Annotated in this window: 17 protein-coding genes; 8 read left to right on the forward strand and 9 right to left on the reverse strand. The window is 68.2% G+C overall.

Annotation, left to right across the window (positions count from 1 at the left end; translation table 11 throughout):
- Positions 1–13: 13 nt before the first annotated feature.
- The 3 genes from ON20_RS21040 to ON20_RS21050 form a co-directional block, all read right to left on the reverse strand.
- Positions 14–1,156 carry a cystathionine gamma-synthase gene (locus tag ON20_RS21040; RefSeq protein ID WP_040837920.1) on the reverse strand — a complete coding sequence of 381 codons (1,143 nt, stop codon included), beginning with the start codon at positions 1,154–1,156 and terminating at the stop codon, positions 14–16.
- Between the two features lie 512 nt (positions 1,157–1,668).
- Positions 1,669–2,601 (reverse strand): mechanosensitive ion channel family protein, encoded by a 933-nt coding sequence (locus ON20_RS21045; RefSeq protein ID WP_051162978.1) that lies wholly within the window; start codon positions 2,599–2,601, stop codon positions 1,669–1,671.
- A 200-nt stretch (positions 2,602–2,801) separates the two neighbouring features.
- Positions 2,802–4,193 (reverse strand): cystathionine beta-synthase, encoded by a 1,392-nt coding sequence (locus ON20_RS21050; RefSeq protein ID WP_040837921.1) that lies wholly within the window; start codon positions 4,191–4,193, stop codon positions 2,802–2,804.
- A 114-nt stretch (positions 4,194–4,307) separates the two neighbouring features.
- On the opposite strand from ON20_RS21050, the gene ON20_RS21055 reads away from it, so the two are divergent.
- Together ON20_RS21055 and ON20_RS21060 are read left to right on the forward strand one after the other, a co-directional pair.
- Complete coding sequence (locus tag ON20_RS21055) at positions 4,308–4,775, forward strand: hypothetical protein (protein WP_040837923.1); 468 nt, start codon at positions 4,308–4,310, stop codon at positions 4,773–4,775.
- A gap of 148 nt (positions 4,776–4,923) precedes the next feature.
- Positions 4,924–6,141: an acetyl-CoA C-acetyltransferase gene (locus tag ON20_RS21060; RefSeq protein ID WP_040837924.1), complete on the forward strand. Its 1,218-nt coding sequence runs from the start codon at positions 4,924–4,926 to the stop codon at positions 6,139–6,141.
- A 503-nt stretch (positions 6,142–6,644) separates the two neighbouring features.
- Here the strand turns inward: ON20_RS21060 and ON20_RS21065 are convergent.
- Together ON20_RS21065 and ON20_RS21070 are read right to left on the reverse strand one after the other, a co-directional pair.
- Entirely contained in the window at positions 6,645–7,493 is an 849-nt protein-coding gene (locus ON20_RS21065) for a Bax inhibitor-1/YccA family protein (protein ID WP_040837925.1), read from the reverse strand.
- A gap of 196 nt (positions 7,494–7,689) precedes the next feature.
- Positions 7,690–8,841, reverse strand: a complete 1,152-nt coding sequence (locus ON20_RS21070) for a class I SAM-dependent methyltransferase (protein WP_040837926.1) — start codon at positions 8,839–8,841, stop codon at positions 7,690–7,692.
- A 155-nt stretch (positions 8,842–8,996) separates the two neighbouring features.
- Between ON20_RS21070 and ON20_RS21075 the strand changes: the two genes are divergently transcribed.
- The 3 genes from ON20_RS21075 to ON20_RS21085 all read left to right on the forward strand — a co-directional run bounded on the left by ON20_RS21075 (position 8,997) and on the right by ON20_RS21085 (position 11,474).
- The gene (locus ON20_RS21075; protein WP_040837986.1) at positions 8,997–9,584 is read left to right on the forward strand and encodes an AMIN-like domain-containing (lipo)protein; all 588 of its coding nucleotides are present in this window, start codon (positions 8,997–8,999) and stop codon (positions 9,582–9,584) included.
- A gap of 106 nt (positions 9,585–9,690) precedes the next feature.
- Entirely contained in the window at positions 9,691–10,281 is a 591-nt protein-coding gene (locus ON20_RS21080) for an Rv2240c family protein (protein ID WP_245547364.1), read from the forward strand.
- 62 nt (positions 10,282–10,343) lie between these two features.
- Positions 10,344–11,474 (forward strand): serine/threonine-protein kinase, encoded by a 1,131-nt coding sequence (locus ON20_RS21085; protein WP_040837927.1) that lies wholly within the window; start codon positions 10,344–10,346, stop codon positions 11,472–11,474.
- Positions 11,475–11,483: 9 nt separating this feature from the next.
- Here the strand turns inward: ON20_RS21085 and ON20_RS21090 are convergent, their stop codons facing one another.
- Complete coding sequence (locus ON20_RS21090; RefSeq protein WP_040837988.1) at positions 11,484–12,119, reverse strand: response regulator; 636 nt, start codon at positions 12,117–12,119, stop codon at positions 11,484–11,486.
- A gap of 75 nt (positions 12,120–12,194) precedes the next feature.
- Complete coding sequence (locus tag ON20_RS21095) at positions 12,195–13,559, reverse strand: ATP-binding protein (protein ID WP_051162980.1); 1,365 nt, start codon at positions 13,557–13,559, stop codon at positions 12,195–12,197.
- A 251-nt stretch (positions 13,560–13,810) separates the two neighbouring features.
- On the opposite strand from ON20_RS21095, the gene ON20_RS21100 reads away from it, so the two are divergent.
- Both ON20_RS21100 and ON20_RS21105 read left to right on the forward strand, forming a co-directional pair.
- Complete coding sequence (locus tag ON20_RS21100; protein WP_245547366.1) at positions 13,811–15,460, forward strand: PspC domain-containing protein; 1,650 nt, start codon at positions 13,811–13,813, stop codon at positions 15,458–15,460.
- On the forward strand, positions 15,453–15,722 hold the full coding sequence (locus ON20_RS21105; protein WP_245547367.1) for a hypothetical protein: 270 nt from the start codon (positions 15,453–15,455) through the stop codon (positions 15,720–15,722). The genes ON20_RS21100 and ON20_RS21105 overlap by 8 nt, the downstream gene beginning before the upstream one ends.
- A gap of 55 nt (positions 15,723–15,777) precedes the next feature.
- On the opposite strand, the gene guaA is transcribed toward ON20_RS21105, so the two are convergent.
- Positions 15,778–17,349, reverse strand: a complete 1,572-nt coding sequence (gene guaA / locus ON20_RS21110; protein WP_040837929.1) for a glutamine-hydrolyzing GMP synthase — start codon at positions 17,347–17,349, stop codon at positions 15,778–15,780.
- A 78-nt stretch (positions 17,350–17,427) separates the two neighbouring features.
- Here guaA and ON20_RS21115 point away from each other — a divergent pair, with 78 nt between their 5' ends.
- A complete protein-coding gene (locus ON20_RS21115; protein WP_040837991.1) occupies positions 17,428–18,219 on the forward strand; it encodes an alpha/beta fold hydrolase in 792 nt (263 codons plus the stop codon).
- On the opposite strand, the gene ON20_RS21120 is transcribed toward ON20_RS21115, so the two are convergent.
- Entirely contained in the window at positions 18,203–19,360 is a 1,158-nt protein-coding gene (locus ON20_RS21120) for a GuaB3 family IMP dehydrogenase-related protein (RefSeq protein WP_040837992.1), read from the reverse strand. The genes ON20_RS21115 and ON20_RS21120 overlap by 17 nt on opposite strands.
- Positions 19,361–19,712 lie beyond the last annotated feature (352 nt).

Raw genomic sequence — 19,712 nt, forward strand, 5'->3', positions numbered from 1 at the left:
TCTCCCGGGTACCTCAGTGCAGGGCCTGCTCGAGGTCGGCGAGCAGATCGCCGATGTCTTCGATCCCGACCGACAACCGCACCAGATCGGCGGGCACCTCCAGATCGGAACCCGCCGTGGACGCGTGCGTCATCGCCGCCGGATGTTCGATCAGCGATTCCACCCCGCCCAGGGATTCGGCGAGGGTGAACACCGTGGTGCGGGAGCAGAGGTCGCGGGCGGCGTCCGGACCACCGGCCAGTCGCACCGAGATCATGCCGCCGAAACGGCGCATCTGCTTGTCGGCGATGGCGTGCCCCGGATGTTCGGGCAGACCAGGATAGATCACCTGGGCGATCGCCGACTGTCGGGACAGGAAGTCGGCCAGCGTCTCGGCGTTGTCACAATGCCGGTCCATGCGCAGCCCCAGCGTCTTGGTGCCGCGCAGGGTGAGGAAGGCGTCGAACGGGCCGGGAACCGCGCCGGCGCCGTTCTGCAGGAAGGCGAAGGCGCTGTCGAGTTCGGCGTCGTCGGTGACGAGCGCGCCGCCGATCACATCGGAATGGCCGCCCAGGTATTTGGTGGTCGAATGCACCACCACATCGGCACCGAGCAGCAGCGGCTGCTGCAGGTACGGCGTGGCGAAGGTGTTGTCGACGACCAGCTTGGCGCCCGAGGTGTGCGCGATATCGGCCAGCGCCGGGATGTCCCCGATGCTCAGCAGCGGGTTGGTGGGCGATTCGACCCAGATCAGCTTGGTGTTCGGCCGGACGGCGGCGCGCATGGCGTCGATATCGTAGACCGGCGCGGACGAGTGTTCGATACCCCATTCGGTGAACACCTTGTCGATCAGCCGGAACGTACCGCCGTAGGCGTCGTTCGGGATGACGATGTGGTCGCCGGGCCGCAGCATGGCTCGCAGCGCACAGTCGCTCGCCGCCATACCGGAAGCGAACGCCCGACCGTAGCGGCCGGATTCGAGGGCGGCGAGATTGGCTTCCAGCGCCGTCCGCGTGGGGTTGCCGGTGCGACCGTATTCGTATCCCTCACGCAGGCCGCCGACCCCGTCCTGGGCGAAGGTGGAACTGGCGTAGATGGGCACGTTCACCGCGCCGGTTCGGGGATCGGGATCATAGCCCGCGTGCACGGCCCTGGTCGTGAATCCGAGCTCGCTCATGGGCTCAGCCTAGTGGACGCGGTTGGAGACCCCTTCGCCGGCGGCCCGCGCACGCCCGGCGCCCGGACGCGGAGGCCAGAACGTGTAGAGCCGCGGTGTAGGCGCGGGTAGGTCCGATGGGCATGGTCGGATATCGGCCCTCCGCATTCCACACGGAGACGGGAGCGGAGTCGGAGATGAGCCCGGATACGGCTCATGGCGACCGTCGAGGAGCTGTTCGCGATCTATTCGCCGCCGAACGACGGCGAACGAGGGATCCGCGATACCGTCGCGGCGTTCGGGGACAAGCGACTGTGTCCGTGACAAGCGACTGTGTCCGTATATAGCGGAATGGTCCGGGACCGGCACCTTCCCCGGTCCCGGAGATCGCGCGGGAGCTCGGTGCGCTCGGTCTACCCGACCACCCGGGCCACATCGGCCGATATGACGCCGAGGGACGACTTCCGCCGTGAAACGCGGGATCGGTTCACGGCGGAGCACCACGGCAATCGGCTCCACCCGGGGCGAGCTGTTCACCGCATATGGCGCGGATCGCCGTAGTGCTGGCCGTACTGGCTGCCGTAGTCGCCGTACTGCAGGTATTCCCCGCCACCGGCCATCGGCGGGCGGTACTCACCGCCGGCCTGCGATTCGCGGTAGCCGCCCCGCGTGAGCTGCTGTTCCCACGGTTCCCGGTCCCACTGCTCCCGGCTGTGCGCACCCATCCGCTGCCGTTCCCGGACAATGTCCTCGCGTCCCCGCTGGTACGCTTCGGCCTGACCCCGCATCGCGGGCATCTCGTTCTCGAGACCGTTCAGCCAGTCCTCCCACCGCTGCTGCATGGGCCGCACCATGCCGCCGCCGACACCCACGACGAGGATGCCGCCGATGGTGGCGAGCACCGCGATCAGCACCGGTGTGGTCACCGTGGTGGCGACACCGATCTGGTTCAGGGCGGCGATGATGCCGAGACCCCAGATGAACACCGACGCGATCCGGCCGAGCAGCGAGCCGTAACTCAGGCCCCCGAGCATATTGCCCACCAGTTCGCCGACCGCATGGGCGATCGCACCGGCGATCACGACGATCAGAATCGCGACCGCGGCCTTGGGCAGCCAGGCGACGACACCGTTGATCATGTCGCTGACCGGATTCGGCCCGAAGGCACCGAAGCCCAGCTCCAAGGCGATCAGCAGAATCGCGTAGAACGTCAGTTTCACCAGCAGATCGGAGGCGTCATAGCGGCTCTTGGCGAGCATCCGCTTCACCCCGCCCCGTTCGACGAGGTGATCGAAACCGACCCGCTCCAGCACCTTGTCGACGATCTTCGCGACCACCCTGGCGATGATCCAGCCGACCAGCAGGATGGCCAGGAAACCGACGAGTTCGGGGACGAACGTCGCGACCGAACTCCACGCGTCGGAAAACCCTTGCTGGAAATCGATGGCCAAACTGGTTGTGTTCACAGTTCCTACAGCCCTTCCTTCGCTCTCCGACCGGCCGTCGCGTTAGCCACAACCGCTTGCAGGCTCGTTATACCCTGCTTTACCTGCCAGAATGTTGGATTGCGAAAGAATTGCTGATTACGGTTGCCGGTCGGTCGCTTGGTTCACACCGAGGTCCGAGCGCCGACCGGGCCCGCGCGAAGCGGCGGACTCCGCCACCGCTACCGGCGAGCGGCTCCGGTGCTGAGGAATCCGAGCAGATCGTGCCGGGTGATCACACCCACCGGCTTACCGTCCTCGACCACCATCAGCGCATCGGTTTCCGACAGCGCCTTGGTGGCCGCCGAAATCGGCTCACCGGCGCCTATCAGGGGAAACGCCGGGCTCATATGCTCGGCAACCGAATCCGTCAGCTGGGCGCGACCGGAGAACACGGCCGAGAGCAGATCTCGTTCGGAGACGCTTCCGGCCACCTCACCGGCCATCACCGGCGGCTCGGCGCCCACCACCGGCATCTGCGATACGCCGTACTCACGCAGGATCTCGATGGCGTCCCGCAATGTCTCCGACGGATGGGTGTGCACCAGATCGGGCAATCCTCCCGATTTACCGCGCAGCACCTCGCCGACCAACGGCTCGGCGGTCGAACCGTCGAGCCGGGTACGCAGAAAACCGTAGGAGTTCATCCACTGGTCGTTGAAGATCTTCGACAGGTAGCCGCGACCGCCGTCCGGCAGCAGGACGACCACCACGGCGTCCGGATCGCGCCGGGCCACCTGCAGCGCCGCCACCACGGCCATACCGCACGAACCGCCGACCAGCAGCCCCTCCTCGCGCGCCAGCCGGCGGGTCATATCGAAGGAGTCGGCGTCGGAGACGGCGATGATCTCGTCCGGCACGGCGGGATCGTAGGCCGAGGGCCAGAAATCCTCGCCCACCCCCTCGACCAGATAGGGCCTGCCGCTGCCGCCGGAATACACCGAACCCTCCGGATCGGCGCCGATGACCCGCACCTTTCCGCCGGAGACCTCCTTGAGATACCGGCCCGCGCCGGTAATAGTGCCCCCGGTTCCGACCCCGGCGACGAAATGGGTGACCTTACCGTCGGTATCGCGCCAGATCTCCGGGCCGGTGGTCTCGTAATGGCTGGCCGGGCCCTCCGGATTGGAGTACTGGTCCGGCTTCCACGCCCCGTCGATCTCCCGGACCAACCGGTCGGAGACGCTGTAGTAGCTGTCCGGATGGTCCGGCGGCACCGCGGTCGGGCAGACCACCACCTCGGCCCCGTAGGCACGCAACACGTTGCGCTTGTCCTCGCTGACCTTGTCGGGACAGACGAAAACACAGCGATAACCACGCCGTTGCGCGACCAACGCCAAACCGACGCCGGTATTACCGGAGGTGGGTTCGACAATGGTGCCGCCGGGCCGCAACTCCCCGGATGCCTCGGCCGCGTCGATCATCTTCACCGCGATGCGGTCCTTGGCACTACCGCCCGGGTTCAGATATTCGATCTTGGCGGCAACCAGTCCGGAATCGGCGGGAACCACCGAGTTCAATCGAACCAGCGGGGTATTGCCGATGAGGTCGACGACATGATCCGCGATGCGCATGCCTCCATCGTTGCAGAGACGTTGCCGACGGGTGCGGTGTGGTCGCACACCGACAACCCTGCGGCCCGGTTACTCTCTGCGGTCGTCACCGATCGGCCTTAGGATTCCGAAGCTATGATGCTGCCCACGCTCACTCGCGCCGCCGTGGTTCTGGTCGGATCGGCGGTCGCGCTGATCGCCGGGGCCGGCGCCCAGGCCCAGGCCGGAGTGACCACCGCCGCCTTCCCGGATGTACCCACCATGGCCTATGGCGGCCTGTGTTGGACCAGCGTCCGGACCTGGGCCGATACCAGTCCGGATTATCCGGGCCGGGCCATCCTGAATGTCCGGGCGAACCCCCTCGGCGGTATCGGACCGGGCCGCTACCCGTTGGCACCGTTGTGCGAGGTGCGCACCACCGTCGCCTGGCACAATCTCGACACCGGCGCGACCGGCACCTACGCGAACACCGTGGTGACCGGCATCTACGGCAGTATCCAGTACTCGCTGTTCCAGGACACCGGTCCCGGTCGGGTGGAAGTCACGATCACCACCGATCACGCGAGCATTCCGGCCCGCGGCGCCTTCGTCGTCCCCGCCTGACGGCTCCCCCGACAGATTCCACGGCTGCCCATACCCTCGACTGTTCCCCCACGGCCGACCGCGACGTAGATTCGAGGGGATTCTACCCATGAGTAGTGCGCCGGTCGGGGCTTTCCGGCCGGGCACACTCCTCGACAAAGGAGTCCTCATGCCTGAGGCCGTCATCGTCTCCTACGCTCGCTCCCCGATCGGTCGCGCCGGCAAGGGTTCTCTGGTGAGCATGCGGCCGGACGACCTCGCCACCCAGATGGTTCGCGCCGCTCTGGACAAAGTGCCCGCGCTCGACCCCACCCGGATCGACGATCTGATCCTCGGCTGCGGACAGCCCGCCGGCGAGGCCGGTTTCAATATGGCCAAGACCGTGGCCACCCAACTGGGCTACGACTACCTCTCGGGTACCACCGTCAACCGCTACTGCGCCTCGTCGCTACAGACCACCCGAATGGCCTTCCACGCCATCAAGGCCGGGGAAGGTGATGTCTTCATCTCCGCCGGGGTGGAAACCGTATCGCGCTTCCCGAAGGGCACCGCCGACGGCTGGCCCGATACCCACAACCCGATCTACGCCGAGGCCGAGGAACGCACCGCGGCCTCGGCACAGGGCGGCGTGGACTGGCACGACCCGCGCGAAGACGGCAAGCTGCCCGATATCTACATCGCCATGGGCCAGACCGCGGAGAACGTCGCAAGCTTCACCGGCATCTCCCGGGAAGACCAGGACCACTGGGGTGTGCGTTCGCAGAACCGCGCCGAAGAGGCCATCAAAAGCGGTTTCTTCGAACGGGAGATCACCCCGGTGACCCTGCCCGACGGCACCGTGGTCTCCACCGACGACGGCCCCCGGCCGGGCACCACCTACGAAAAGGTGTCCCAGCTCAAGCCGGTGTTCCGCCCCGACGGCACGGTCACCGCCGGTAATGCCTGCCCACTCAACGACGGTGCCGCGGCGCTGGTGATCATGAGCGATACCAAGGCCGCCGAACTCGGCCTCACCCCGCTGGCGCGGATCGTGTCCACCGGGGTCTCGGGCCTGTCGCCGGAGATCATGGGCCTGGGTCCGATCGAGGCCGTCCGCAAAGCCCTGAACCTGGCGAATATGACCATCGGTGATATCGATCTCTACGAGATCAACGAGGCGTTCGCGGTGCAGGTACTCGGCTCGGCCCGGGAACTGGGCATGGACCTGGACAAGCTGAATGTCTCCGGCGGCGCCATCGCACTGGGCCACCCGTTCGGTATGACGGGCGCGCGGATCAGCGCCACCCTCATCAACAACCTGCAGACCCACGACAAGCAGTTCGGACTCGAAACCATGTGCGTGGGTGGCGGGCAGGGTATGGCGATGGTGCTCGAGCGGCTCAGTTGATTTGCGCCGCCTTCGGCGGCGCGAGGTCGGGGCCCTCGTGACCCCGGGTCTTCCATCCCTCCGCGCCGCCGCCGACGCGACGTCGCTCCGGTCGGTCCAGACCCGGGGCGGGCCCCGACCACCGGGGTGAGGCGTCCGAGAAGGTAACGGGCCGACCCGGCGATGCGGGCTCCGCCCCCACGCGGCGCCGCTGCGCGACGTCGCTCCGGATTCGGGGCGGGCCCCAACCGCCAATGTGGACCATCCGGTGATGGGACCCGCGGTGTATCCGAACATTCCCAAGACGGCGAAACGGCCCCTACCTCGGCGTGGGTAGGGGCCGTTTCGCGGTGGTCGGGTTGCGGCCCGTCTGGCGTTTCGGTGCCCGAAGCGCATGTGCCGAGGGCACGATTCTCGGGCGCCGAAACGCGAGACCCGTCAGGGCCGCAACCCCGCCCGCGCGAACGCACGGGCCATCCAACACAGCAACCCCGCGCCGCCGACGGCGGCGCGATCGAGCACAGTCACTCGCTCTGGAAGTAGCTCAGCAGGCGCAGGATCTCGACGTAGAGCCAGACCAGGGTGACGGTCAGACCGAGGGCCACACCCCAGGCGGCCTTCTCCGGCGCTTGAGCGCGAATCAGCTGGTCGGCAGCGTCGAAGTCGAGCAGGAAGCTGAAGGCGGCCACCGCGATGACCACCAGGCTGAAGATGATGGCGACCGGGCCGCCGTCACGCAGGCCGAAACCGCCGTCGGTGAACAGGCTCGCGATCAGGTTGCCAACGATCAGCACCAGGATGCCGATCATGGCGCCGACGATCATGCGCGTGAAACGGGGCGTGACGCGGATGGCGCCGGTCTTGTACACCACGAGCATGCCCGCGAATACGCCGAAGGTGCCGAGGACCGCCTGCCCGATCATGCCCGCACCACCGACACCGCCGAAGGTGACATCGGTGAACATGAGCGACAGCGCGCCCACGAACACGCCTTCGGCCGCCGCGTAGGACAGCACCAGGGCGGGGTTGTCCATCTTGTTGCCGAAGGTGGCGACCAGGACCAAGACCAGGCCGATCAGACCGCCGCCGATCACGAACAGCGGCGCCAGACCGGGATTGGCGCTCGACAGGACATAGGCGACGAGCGCCGAGAGGGCGAGTACGCCGAGTGTGATACCGGTCTTGGTGACGATATCGTCGATGGTCAGCGACCGGGTGACCGGTATCTGCTGGTAGGGCTGCTGGTACTGCGGGTACTGTTTGCCGTACTGGTATCCCATCTGGCCCGCTCCGGCCATGCCGGAACCGAAGTTCGCATAGCCGCCCTCCTGTCTGGGGAGGTTCTTGAAAACCGGATTGCTTGTGGCGCGCACCGCAGGTCCCTTTCTTGGAGTTCGTGGCCCACGACGAACGTGGCCGTCAGTGTCGAACCGCCACTCGCACTGCCGACCGCGGTGAGGTACCGCCGGCCGGTATGGCGAGCCGCTGTTCGATATCCAACTGTTCTGTCCAACGTTTGTCACCCTGGGACAGTTCCCCGGCCCTGATGACAAACAGGCAAAACGGACCTTACCGTCGAATGGAGTCACGCAGACCACACACCGAACGGGTGACGGTGAACTTCCGGTTGCGGCCCATCACATCGGTACGCCCGACCATCCGCTCCACCACGCCCCGATAGTTGAGATGGTTGTTGTAGACCGTCCACAACTCCCCGCCCGGGCGCAGCACCCGGCCCGTCTCGGCGAACATCTTGATCGCCGAACCGGTGTGCACGGCCGCGCCCACATGGAACGGCGGATTGCACACCACCAGATCGGCGCTGTTGTCCGCGGCGGTGGACATGGCGTCGTCGCGCACCACCGTCACCCGATCGGTCACCCGGTTGGCCACGGCCGTCGCCGAGGCCGAAGCCACTGCCGCCGCGGACTGATCGGTGCCGACCACCGCGATACCCAGGCGGGCCTTCGCCAACGCCACGGCCAGGATGCCTGTACCGCAACCGAGGTCGATGGCGTCGCGGGCATCCGGCTTCATCGCCCGCAGATACCGCAGCAGGAACCGGGTGCCGATATCCAGGTGGGCCCCGGAGAACACCGCCCCGTGCGCGACGACATCGATATCGAACTCCCCGATCCGCTCACGTACCGGAAACCGCGGTTCGCCCACCGTTTTCGGGCCGCTGACCAGCAGGGCGCGCGATTTCTGCCGCCCCCGGCTGGCCCGCACCACCGAAAACGATTCGGCCAGCACATCGTTCATCGCCTTGGTCAGGTACTTGTCCCGACCTCCCGCGTACACCTGGACATCCGGATCGGCGTAACGGGCGATGACATCGGCGATCTCGGCCAGGCCGGTGAGCGCCCGCGGCAACCGCAACAACACCACCCGAGCCCCCTTGAGCAGATTCTCGTCCAGTCCGTGCGCGGTATACCGATCGGTCAACCCGTGGGTGCGGGCATTGCCCGCCAGGGCCAGTTCCCCGGTGAGCAGGTCCTGATGTACCCGGACATCGTGCAGGTCGTGCGCGGCGGCCGCGCCGAGGGTCAACGCACCGTAGCCGTCGCCGATCACGACGACCTCACCGCCGCGAGCGGACGCGAGCGATTCGGCCGCAACGTCGAGGATCAGCCGGTCGGCGGCGTCGGCGGCATACAGATTCGCCGCCTCCACATCCGGATACCGACGCAACTGCCCCAGTAGCTCCTCCACATCTCGCACGTCTCAAGTGTGCTAGATCGTTGCCGAGCCGTGGTCATCGGGCTGTGCACGGTGCACCGGCCGGCACCCCGCACGAGTCCGGCGGTATGGCGTCGGCGGGGGGCGGAGCCGCCTGCCTACCCGGACGGACCTCGACGATGGGTAATCTCTGTCATATGCGCATCAGAGGGGTAATGATTGCGACGGCGGTGCTGGGGGTACTCGCGGGCTGCGCGGACAGCGAGTCGGCGCCATCGGTGGTTTCGTCCACACCCGCGGCCGCATCCACGTCCATCGCCGCACCCACCTCCGACGCGGCGGCACCCACCGACGCGGAACCGAAACAGGCCGAGGAGTCCGCCGGCGCAGGGCTGACCGTGACCGATATCCGGATCGGCCGGCACGACGGGTTCGACCGTGTCGAGTACCTGCTGGACGGGACGGGCACGCCGGGCTGGGATGTGCGTTATATCGACCGGGCCGTCCAGGACGGCAGCGGCTCCGCCCTCGATATCGCCGGGAAATCCATCCTCGAGGTACGGATCACCGGATCGGCGTATCCGTTCGACAGCGGGGCCGCTCCCTATTCCGGCCCCGATCCGGCCACCGATCCCGCCGCACCGGCCATCATCGGCGTGTACCGGACCACGGTGTACGAGGGCGTAACCCAGTCGTTCATCGGCGTCGACGCCGACCGGCCCGGTTTCTCGGTGACCACCGGCAGCGACCCCACCCGGCTCGTCGTCGACATCGCCACCCGATAACGACACGGCCCACGAACACCGACCGTTCCGACCGGTCATCCCTCCGCGGCCGGACCGCGCGAAAGCGTGTGCGACACAGTACGGTTGTCAGGACCGACGGTCTCAGATGCCCGGCACGTCGGGCGATGCGGGGTCGCCGGGCATCCGAGGGGAGATCCGGACCGCCATGCGACGACTCGAACGCACAAGCCTGGCCGCCGCTGCTGTCGCCCTCACAGCGGGCGGGATGATCGCGGCCTGCTCGAACACCGTGACCGGTACCGCGCAGGTGAACCAGACCGAACTCGCGCTTTACACCTCGGAGGTCAGAGCTTCCTCGGCCGCGGCCTCGTCCTCCCGGGCGGCGGTGATCGAACAGGCGGCCGGCGACGCGTGCAGCGCGTTCCGCGACGCCAACTCGCACTCGATCGATGTCTTCAACGCCTATATCGACGCCAGTAACGCCGACGCCCCCGACACGCGCGCCAAGGCGGACACGGCCATGAACGCCTTGCGCTCCGGAGCCGGCAAGATCGAGTCCGAGCTGACCCCCACGGTGCCCGGCGCGGTAACGACCGCCCTACGCGACTACATCTCCGACAGCACCGCCCTGGCAGATATGTTGGAGCGCAACGCACCCACCGACGAGATGAACACCCACATCGATAAATTCAACGCCGCCAAGGACAGCGCGGTCGCCGCCTGCGACGATTACTGACATCGGCGTATCCGCGTTTCGAATCCGGACGACTACCACGGAATTCGGATAGTCTCGGCACCATGATCGATCGCCCCCGCCCCACCGTCGGCCCGGATTATCTGGTCGCCGGTAGATATCGTCTGCAGTCGAAGATCGGCGGCGGCGGTATGGGAGCGGTATGGCTCGCCCGCGATCGCCTGCTCGACCGCGCTGTCGCCATCAAACAGGTACTCTCCACTGCCGGACTGGACGCCGCCGAAGCCGAGCGGATCCGCAGCCAGATCGTGCACGAGGGCCGGATCGCGGCGAAGCTCTCCCACGAACACGCCATCGCCGTCTACGACGTGGTGCTGGAGGCCGGCGAGCCGTGGCTGGTGATGGAACATCTGCCGTCCCGCAGTGTCGCCAGGGCGCTCGGGCTGGTCGACACCCTTCCGGTGGTCGAGGTGGCGCAGATCGGGGCCCAGGTGGCCGACGCACTGGCCGCCGCGCACACCTCGGGCATCCTGCACCGCGACATCAAACCGGGCAATATCCTCGTCGCCGACCGCGGAGACGCCATCGGCATGGCCAAGCTGAGTGATTTCGGTATCTCGCGCACTATCGGCGATACCGGCGAGGAGCCCGAGGGCATGATCACCGGCACACCCGCGTATCTCCCGCCGGAGGTGGCCCGTGGCGCGCACCCGACCGCGGCCAGCGACGTGTTCTCCCTCGGCGCCACCCTGTACACGGCGGTCGAGGGACAACCGCCGTTCGGTTTCGACGACAACAGCGACGCCATCGTGGAACGCGCGGCCATGGCCCAGATCATTCCCCCCGGCCGCAGCGGTGAACTCACCTCCGTACTGCTGCACATGATGGAACCGGATCCGCGGCGCCGCCCGACCATGGCCGAGGCCCGCAACGAGATCCTCACCGCCGTATTCGGCCCCGGCACCGCCGCACAGATCATCGGCGCCCCGGTGCGCACCGAGGACGGCACCATCCCGGCCTGGGCCACCCGCAATTCGGCCTCCGGTCTGCGCAGCCCGCACTCGGCGCCGCTGCCGCGCCGCGCCGCGCCGGCCCATACCGGCCCTGCCGCGGGCGTCTCGGCGGTTCAGCGCGGCACCGGCGCCCGCCCGGGTAACAACACAACCGTGGCCGTCACCATCGGTCTGCTCATCGGTCTCGCGATCATCATCGTGATCCTGGTAGCGGTGATGTAGGTCGGCGAACTAATCGATCCGGCGGCGATGCGCCCACCGGGTCAGGGCATTGCGATTGGACTGCTGGGTTTTGCGCAGCACATTGGAGGCATGCGTCTCCACGGTTTTCACCGAGATGAACAGGGTTTCGGCGATTTCCCGATAGGTGTAGCCGCGGGCCAGCAGACGCAGCACCTCCAGTTCCCGCGGGGTCAGCGAATCCAGCTCCGGATCCAGCGGCGGTTCCGGTACCGGGGATTTCCCGGTGAACGAGTCCAGGACGAAACCGGCCAGCCGCGGACTGAACACCGCGTCGCCACCCGCCACCCGTCGGATGCCGTCGGCCAGTTCGGCGCCGGAAATGGTCTTGGTGACATAGCCGCGGGCACCGGCGCGAATCACCGCGATCACGTCCTCGGCGGCGTCGGAGACGCTCAGCGCCAGACAGACGGGCCCGTCCTGGATGCCGTTCAGCACGGCGACCCCACCGCCGTCGGGCATATGCACATCGAGTAGTACGACATCCGGTCGGGCGGAGTCGATCCCGGCCACCGCTTCGGTCACCCCGCCGGCCTCCCCCACCACCTCCATATCGGATTCCCGGCTCAACTCCGCCCGCACCCCGGACCGGAACACCGCGTGATCGTCGACGAGAAAAACCCGCACACTCACCTGCTTCTCCTCACCGGACAATTCCGGACCGCCGCGCACGCGCCCGACCCGCCCCCAACTCTGCCATCGCTATCGGGCCGACGACGTCTCGGGGCCGGCCGGGGCGGGTCCGGCGCCTACGAGAACATCGGAATCCGGTGTCTGCGGCTCATCCCCACCCGAATCACTGCGCGGCATGATGATCCGCACCTCGGTCCCACGGCCGGGAGTGGACCGGATCTCCACCTCACCACCGCGGCGTTCCACCCGAGCGCGAATGGACTTCGCCAGCCCCTGCCGGTCCGGCGGTACCGCAGCCGGGTCGAAACCGATACCGCGGTCACGGACGAAGACACTCACCTGATGCGGTTCGGCCTCGGCGAACAGGTCGATCTCCGTGACACCCGCGTGTTTGGCGGAATTCACCAGGGCCTCCCGGGCGGCGCCGAGTACGGCCGTGAAATGCTCCTTCGGCAGACCGGAACCGGCCTCGGCCCCGTCCATCGACACATCGCCGACGGTTACCGGCGTCACCTTCACCCCGTGCTGGTCCTCCACCTCGCCCGCTATGGTGCGCAGCGCCGCGGCCAGACTGGACTGGGCGGGACCGGTGTCGTCGAACAACCATCGCCGCAGTTCCCGTTCCTGGCTGCGGGCCAGCCGTACCACCTCCTGCGGGTCATCGGCCTGCCGCTGGATCAGGGCCAGCGTCTGCAGGACCGAATCGTGCAGGTGCGAGGCGATCTCCTCACGTTCCTCGTTGCGGATACGGGCCGCACGCTCGGCGTCGAGCGCATGCATCATGCGCAGACCCAACGGCACCGTCAGCAGACCCGCACCGATCAGGGTGACCACCATGGCCAGCAACACCGACCCCAGCGAACTCCAGTCGACCCGGGCCAACACCACCACCACGAGACCGGCGACGACCAGCGTGACGCCGGCGACGATGCGCGACCAGGTCACCACGGAGGGTCGGGCGGGCAGCCCCACCAGCGAGCGGGGACCGTCGGCGTCGTATTCCCGCCACACCAGCGCGGCACCGACCGCGACCACGATGATCGGCGCGATCACCTTCGCCACGGTGCCGCTGAAGGCCCATGACACCCCCACCGACAGGCCCACACCCAGCAGCGCCAGGCCGATCGCCTGCCGCTGCTCCTGCCCCGACGGACGCTCGTCGTCGGCGCCACCCGGCATGAAGATCCACAGCAACCCGTAGGCGACGATGCCCGCCCCGGTCAACGCGGCCAACAACACGAAGGCGATGCGCACCTTGATGACGTCGACCCCGAGGTGGTCGGCGATACCGCCGGCCACACCGCCGACGATCCGGCCCCCCGACCGCCGTACCAGCCGTCCGGGGCTATCCGCCGCGGATCCCGGCCGGACCCCCGGCCCACTCCCACGCGAATCGAACCCGCGCGAATCGAATGCCGGTACAAACGGGTACATACCCTCGATACTGGCACGGGTTCCCACCCCACAGCCATGGGGAAACACCCTGAGATATGGCCCCGGAACACCCCGGCACCCCACCACAAGGCACCGAGTCCGGCGGGCCACACGCGACGGTACCCACCCAAACCAACCCTGTCGGGGGCCGCGAACACGCCCGCGCGAACGCGCGGGCCAGACAACACAGCCGAATAGATCAGGGTTCCCCCCGATGCGCTTTACGGCCGACGCGGCGGACCATGAGGTGTATGACCAAGACGAGCTTCGGTGATCAGCTTCAGCACATGTGGCAGACCCGGCCGACACGATTGCCGCAGCAGGGGCCGATCGCGGGAGTCGCGGCCGGGTTCGCACACCGATATCGAGTCGACCCGGTGTTGGTTCGGGTGGCGTTCGTGGTGTCGACCATTTTCGGTGGCGCCGGTGTCGTCCTCTACCTCCTCGGATGGCTGCTGTTCCCGCAACCGGACAGCCGGGTCTCGGCGGCGGAGGCCCTGACCGGTAAGGGCGACGGCTCGCAATCACAGGCCAAGACGATCGCGCTGATCGTGGCGTTGGCCATCGCGGTCAGCACCATGGGACCGATGGGCGCCGGTATGGGCGGTTCCGGAGTGATCGCCCTGGCGCTCATGCTGGCGGGGTGGTGGATGCTGCACATGCGGAACCCGGAGCCGCCGCCGTTGTCCCACGGAGCCGTTTCCTCCGCGGAGGCGAGCACGATGACCGGCACCGGTTATCCGGGAACGGTCTTCCCGTCCACCACTTCGGAACCGTTCGCGGCGAACGCGTACGGTCCGTACACCCCTTACACCAAACTGCCCGACCGGTACATCCCCGACACTCCGGCCGACGGCTCCCCGACCGTCGGGCTCGGCAAGGACGATCCCTCGGGGAACTCCGCGGCCCGGTCGCAGCGGGACGTGCCCGCCGAGGTGGATTCTTCGCGGGCCGAAAGCGGGCCGGCCGATGCCGAACCCGCGAAACCGAATCTCGCGAAAACCGAGGCCCCCGCGTCGACGCGAACCGGAGCGGGCCTCGCCGCCTCCGACACCGCCGTGGCAGACGGCGACACCGCCGGTCCTTCCACGGGCACCGACCGCCCGACGGCCACGCCCACCGACAACTCCGGCCTCGCCGGAACCGGGGGTCCGGACCGCGGAGCCCCGACCACTCGTATAGACCTCGACAAGACCGGAACCGCCGGCTTCGCACCCACCGCTTTCGCGGGTCGGACCCCACCGTCCTGGGATCCGCTCGGCGTGGCCCCCCTGGCCTGGGATCTGCCGGCGCCCGCACCGGCCCGCACCCCGGTCCGGCCCGCGCCGCCCAAACCCCGGTCCCGGTTCACGCCGGTGGTACTGGGTCTGGCGGTGCTCGCCGCCGCGGGTGCCGGGGCGGCGGCCGTCGCCGGCGCGGAGTGGATGACACCGGCCCGTATCGCGGCCGTGGCATTGGCGGTGATCGGGCTGGGTCTGGTGTTCGGCGCGTTCCTGCGACGCGGTCATGGACTGCTCGTAGCGATCGCCCCCGTAGCCGGATTCGTTGTCCTGGCCTCGCTGATCGGTCCCGTCGACTGGGAGGGCGCCACCATGGGCGACCGCAACTGGACTCCGGCCACCATCGCCGACCTGCGCCCGCAGTACACCGTGACCATGGGTTCGGGCACACTCGACCTGCGCGGACTGTCCCTGACCGAGGACCGCACGGTCGGCGTATCGGTCCAGATGGGTGAGGCGCGGGTTCTGCTTCCCGAGAGTATGACCGTGCGCACCGAATGCTCGGTGAACATGGGCGAGGCGCACTGCCCGGACGGGGTGACCGGCCCCGGCGGCGACGCCCCGGTACTGAATCTGAACGTGCAGGTCCGAGCCGGACAAGCGGAGGTGACCCGTGGCTGAGAAACCGCGTACCGAAAACGGAACCGACGAGCGCACCGCGACCGGGGCCTCACACGGCCCGTCGCTCCCGTTGCTGATCGTCGGACTGTTGGCACTGGCGCTGAGCGTTTGGGCGCTGGTCGGGCCGTCGGCCTGGCCCGCCGCGAGCATGATCCCCATCGGTTGGATCGTGGTGGGCGGGGCCATTGTCGTGGGACTGACGCTGGTGCTGTGCCCGAGCCGTAACTCCGGCTGCCGGCGGCGCGGGTCGGGTCCCTCGTAAGGGAGAGCCCTCCCCTACCGCGGTACCGCGCCGACCGCCCGCGGCGTCCAGACGCTCACTCCCATTCGATGGTGCCCGGCGGCTTGCTCGTCACGTCCAGCACCACCCGGTTGACCTCGGCGACCTCGTTGGTGATGCGGGTGGAGATCCGCTCCAGCACCTCATAGGGCAGCCGGGTCCAGTCGGCCGTCATGGCGTCCTCACTGGACACCGGACGCAGCACGATCGGATGCCCGTAGGTGCGGCCGTCGCCCTGGACACCGACGCTGCGCACATCGGCGAGCAGCACCACCGGGCACTGCCAGATCTGCCGATCCAGCCCCGCGGTGGTGAGTTCCTCGCGGGCGATGGCATCGGCCTGCCGCAGCACGTGCAGCCGGTCCTCGGTGACCTCGCCGACAATGCGGATCGCCAGACCCGGTCCCGGGAACGGCTGCCGGGCCACGATCTCCTCGGGCAGCCCCAGTTCCCGGCCGACGGCCCGGACCTCGTCCTTGAACAGCAGCCGCAGCGGCTCGACCAGGTCGAACTCCAGGTCCTCCGGCAGTCCGCCGACATTGTGATGCGATTTGATATTCGCGGTGCCACTGCCGCCGCCGGACTCCACCACATCCGGATACAGCGTGCCCTGCACCAGGAACTCCACCTTCGGCGCCTCGTCCTCGGCGGTGTGCTCGCTGACGACCTCGGCGACCGCGTCCTCGAACGACCGGATGAACTCCCGGCCGATGATCTTGCGCTTCTCCTCCGGATCGCTGACACCCTTCAGCTCACCGAGGAACTTGTCCACCGCGTCCACGGTCACCAGCCGGGCGCCGGTGGCGGCGACGAAATCCTGCTGCACCTGTTCGCGCTCTCCCGCCCGCAACAGGCCGTGATCGACGAAAACGCAGGTCAGCCTGCTGCCGATGGCTCGCTGCACCAGAGCCGCGGCCACCGCGCTGTCCACGCCCCCGGATAGACCGCAGATAGCGTGCCCGTCGCCGATCTGCGCGCGGACCTGCCCGATCATGGCCTCCGCGATATTGGCCGGCGTCCAGGTCGGTGCGATACCCGCCATATCGTGCAGGAAGCGGCTCAGCACCAGCCGGCCGTGCGGGGAATGCAGCACCTCCGGGTGATACTGCACCCCGGCCAGCCGACGCTCCCGATGCTCGAACGCCGCGACGGGCGCGCCCGGGGTGGTACCGGTGACCTCGAAGCCCTCCGGCGCGTCGGTGACGGCGTCGCCATGGCTCATCCACACCGGCTGGACCGTCGGCAACCCACCGTGCAGCAGCCCGCCGTCGCTGTCGAGTTCGGTGCGGCCGTACTCCCGGGTGCCGGTATTGGTCACCGTGCCACCCAGCGCCTGCGCCATGGCCTGGAAGCCGTAGCAGATACCGAAAACCGGCAGATCCAGGTCGAACAGACACGGGTCCAGCCGCGGCGCACCCTCGGTGTAGACACTGGCCGGACCGCCGGACAGAATCACCGCCGACGGCTTCCGCTCGGCGATCTCATCCACCGACGCGGTGTGCGGAACCACCTCGGAGTAGACACTCGCCTCACGGACCCGGCGGGCGATCAACTGCGCGTACTGCGCACCGAAGTCGACAACGAGGACAGGTCTCTGCGATTGGGTCACCCCGACAGTCTATTGAGCGGGGCCACCGGGCCCGGAATCGGCCGCCGTGCCCCGGTGCCGCCGGCTATCCTCGACGGCGTGCCATTCGCTCGTGCGATCGATGCCGACATCCACTACGAGGACACCGGGGGAAATGGGCCGACAGTGCTGCTGGCGCACGAATTCCTCATGGACCGGACCATGTTCGCCGCCCAGATGTCCGCCCTCGCACCGGAGTTCCGCGTGGTGTCCTGGGACGCGCGTGGACACGGCCGCACGCGCGACCAGGGGCTGCCGTTCACCTACTGGACCTCGGCCCGCGACGCGCTGACCGTGCTCGACCATCTCGGTGTCGAACGCGCGGTGATCGGCGGCAGCGCCCACGGCGGCTTCACCGCGTTGCGCACCGCGCTCGTCGCCCCGGAACGCGTTTCCGCGCTCATCCTGATCAGCGCCGACGCCCACGCCGCATCCCTCGAGCAGGCCGCCGCCACCCGGCGGTTCCTGGACGAGTGGTACGACGAGGCCTCCCGGCCGCGTGCGGCCGAACAACTGGCCCACTGGCTGCTCGGCGATGACGAACGACACCGCCGGTTCTGGATCAAACGCTGGCGCGAACCCGAGCGGGACGGAATAGAAGCCGCGGTGGGCTGTCTGCTCGGTCGTGACTCCGTGCTGGAGCGGCTTTCCGAGATCACCTGTCCCACTCTGGTCGTACACGCCACGCACAGCGGAATCGACCGCACCCGGGTCCGGCAGCTGGCGGAGCGGATCAGCGACTCCACCTATCTCGAGATCGACGGCGCCCGGCCCGCGGTCACCCTCACCCATCCGGAACGGATGAACCGCGCCCTCCGGCAGTTCCTGGGCGGTATCAAGCCCGGACGCTGAGCCCGACCTTCTGGAACTCCTTCAAATCCGAGTACCCGGCCTTGGCCATGGACCGCCGCAGGCCGCCCACGAGATTCAACGAACCGTACGGGTCGTCGGAGGGACCGAACAGCACACGCCCGAGGTTCGGACGCACCGGGGCCCCCGTGTCCCCCACACCCCACGGGTCGTCCACCTGCAGCAGCGAACCCCGCGGTACCGACGGATGCGCGGCCGCCGAGGGCCAGTACCACCCGCGGCCCGGCGCCTCCGCGGCCATTGCCAGCGGCACCCCGATCATCGCGGCATCGGCACCACAAGCGATCGCCTTCGCCAGATCGCCGGAGGAGGCGATATCGCCGTCGGCTATGACATGCACATAGCGACCGCCGGTCTCGTCCAGATAGTCGCGCCGCGCCGCGGCCGCGTCGGCGATCGCGGTGGCCATCGGCACTCCGATACCGAGCACCTCACCGGTCGTCGTCGCGCCCGGGTACGAGCCGTAGCCGACGATCACGCCGGCCGCACCGGTGCGCATCAGATGCAACGCGGTCCGGTGATCGCTCACTCCGCCGGCCACCACCGGAACATCCAGTTCCGCGATGAACGTTTTGAGGTTCAACGGTTCGCCGTTGCCGACGTGTTCGGCGGAGATGATGGTGCCCTGCACCACCAGCAGGTCGATTCCCGCCTGCAGCAGCGCCGGCGTCAGCGTCTGCGCGTTCTGCGGGCTCACCCGTACCGCCACCGTCACCCCGGCCGCGCGCACCTGGGCCACGGCCGCTGCCAGCAGGTCCGGCTGCATCGGTGCCGCGTGCAGTTCCTGCAGCAGCGCGACGGCGCGGTCCTGTCCGTCTTTGCCGGCCAATTCGATCAGCTGGTCGACCTTGGCCGCGACATCGGCGTGCCGCGCCCACAGCCCCTCACCGTTGATGACGCCGAGGCCACCCTGGCGGCCCATTTCGATCGCGAACTCGGGCGACACCAGCGCGTCGGTCGGGTGGGTGAGGAACGGGATATCGAAGCGGTAGGCGTCCAACTGCCAGGCCAGCGATACCAGTTTGGCCGAACGGGTACGGCGCGAGGGGACGATATCGATATCGTCCAACTCGTAGGTGCGGCGCGCCGTCCGCCCCATACCGATCTCGACCATATCGCGCACTTGCATTCTCCTGTGTTGTTTGGCCCACGCTCCGCGCGGGCGTGTTCGCGGCCCCCTTGGGTCTCGTGTTTCCGCACCCCGAGACTTGTGCCTTCGGCACGGCGCTTCGGGGTGCGGAAACACGAGACGGGCCGCGAACGGGGCCGCGACGGCGCGGCCCCCGACGGGGTTGATTGGGCGGGTACCGCCGCGCATGTCCAGATATGAACGATACACAGCGTATGGAAGTGGCTTGGTGGGTGGCGCGGGTGTGGTGGTGTGTTGTACCGAAGCGACCGCGAAAGCTTCAGGACCGAGGGTGGATTCGCGGATGGGCGTGGTGACATGCCCGCCTCTTCAGGGCGTCCGGGTA

It is taken from the genome of Nocardia brevicatena NBRC 12119 (genome assembly GCF_000308495.1).
In the GTDB taxonomy this organism is placed as follows: domain Bacteria; phylum Actinomycetota; class Actinomycetes; order Mycobacteriales; family Mycobacteriaceae; genus Nocardia; species Nocardia brevicatena.

Excerpts from the sequence above, each read along its gene's own strand:
- ON20_RS21050 (WP_040837921.1), bottom strand. The coding sequence starts at position 4,193 with ATGCGCATCGCGGATCATGTCGTCGACCTCATCGGCAATACCCCGCTG.
- ON20_RS21100 (WP_245547366.1), top strand. The coding sequence starts at position 13,811 with ATGACCAAGACGAGCTTCGGTGATCAGCTTCAGCACATGTGGCAGACC.
- ON20_RS21060 (WP_040837924.1), top strand. The coding sequence starts at position 4,924 with ATGCCTGAGGCCGTCATCGTCTCCTACGCTCGCTCCCCGATCGGTCGC.
- ON20_RS21055 (WP_040837923.1), top strand. The coding sequence starts at position 4,308 with ATGATGCTGCCCACGCTCACTCGCGCCGCCGTGGTTCTGGTCGGATCG.
- ON20_RS21080 (WP_245547364.1), top strand. The coding sequence starts at position 9,691 with ATGCCCGGCACGTCGGGCGATGCGGGGTCGCCGGGCATCCGAGGGGAG.
- ON20_RS21040 (WP_040837920.1), bottom strand. The coding sequence starts at position 1,156 with ATGAGCGAGCTCGGATTCACGACCAGGGCCGTGCACGCGGGCTATGAT.
- ON20_RS21095 (WP_051162980.1), bottom strand. The coding sequence starts at position 13,559 with ATGTACCCGTTTGTACCGGCATTCGATTCGCGCGGGTTCGATTCGCGT.
- ON20_RS21085 (WP_040837927.1), top strand. The coding sequence starts at position 10,344 with ATGATCGATCGCCCCCGCCCCACCGTCGGCCCGGATTATCTGGTCGCC.
- ON20_RS21075 (WP_040837986.1), top strand. The coding sequence starts at position 8,997 with ATGCGCATCAGAGGGGTAATGATTGCGACGGCGGTGCTGGGGGTACTC.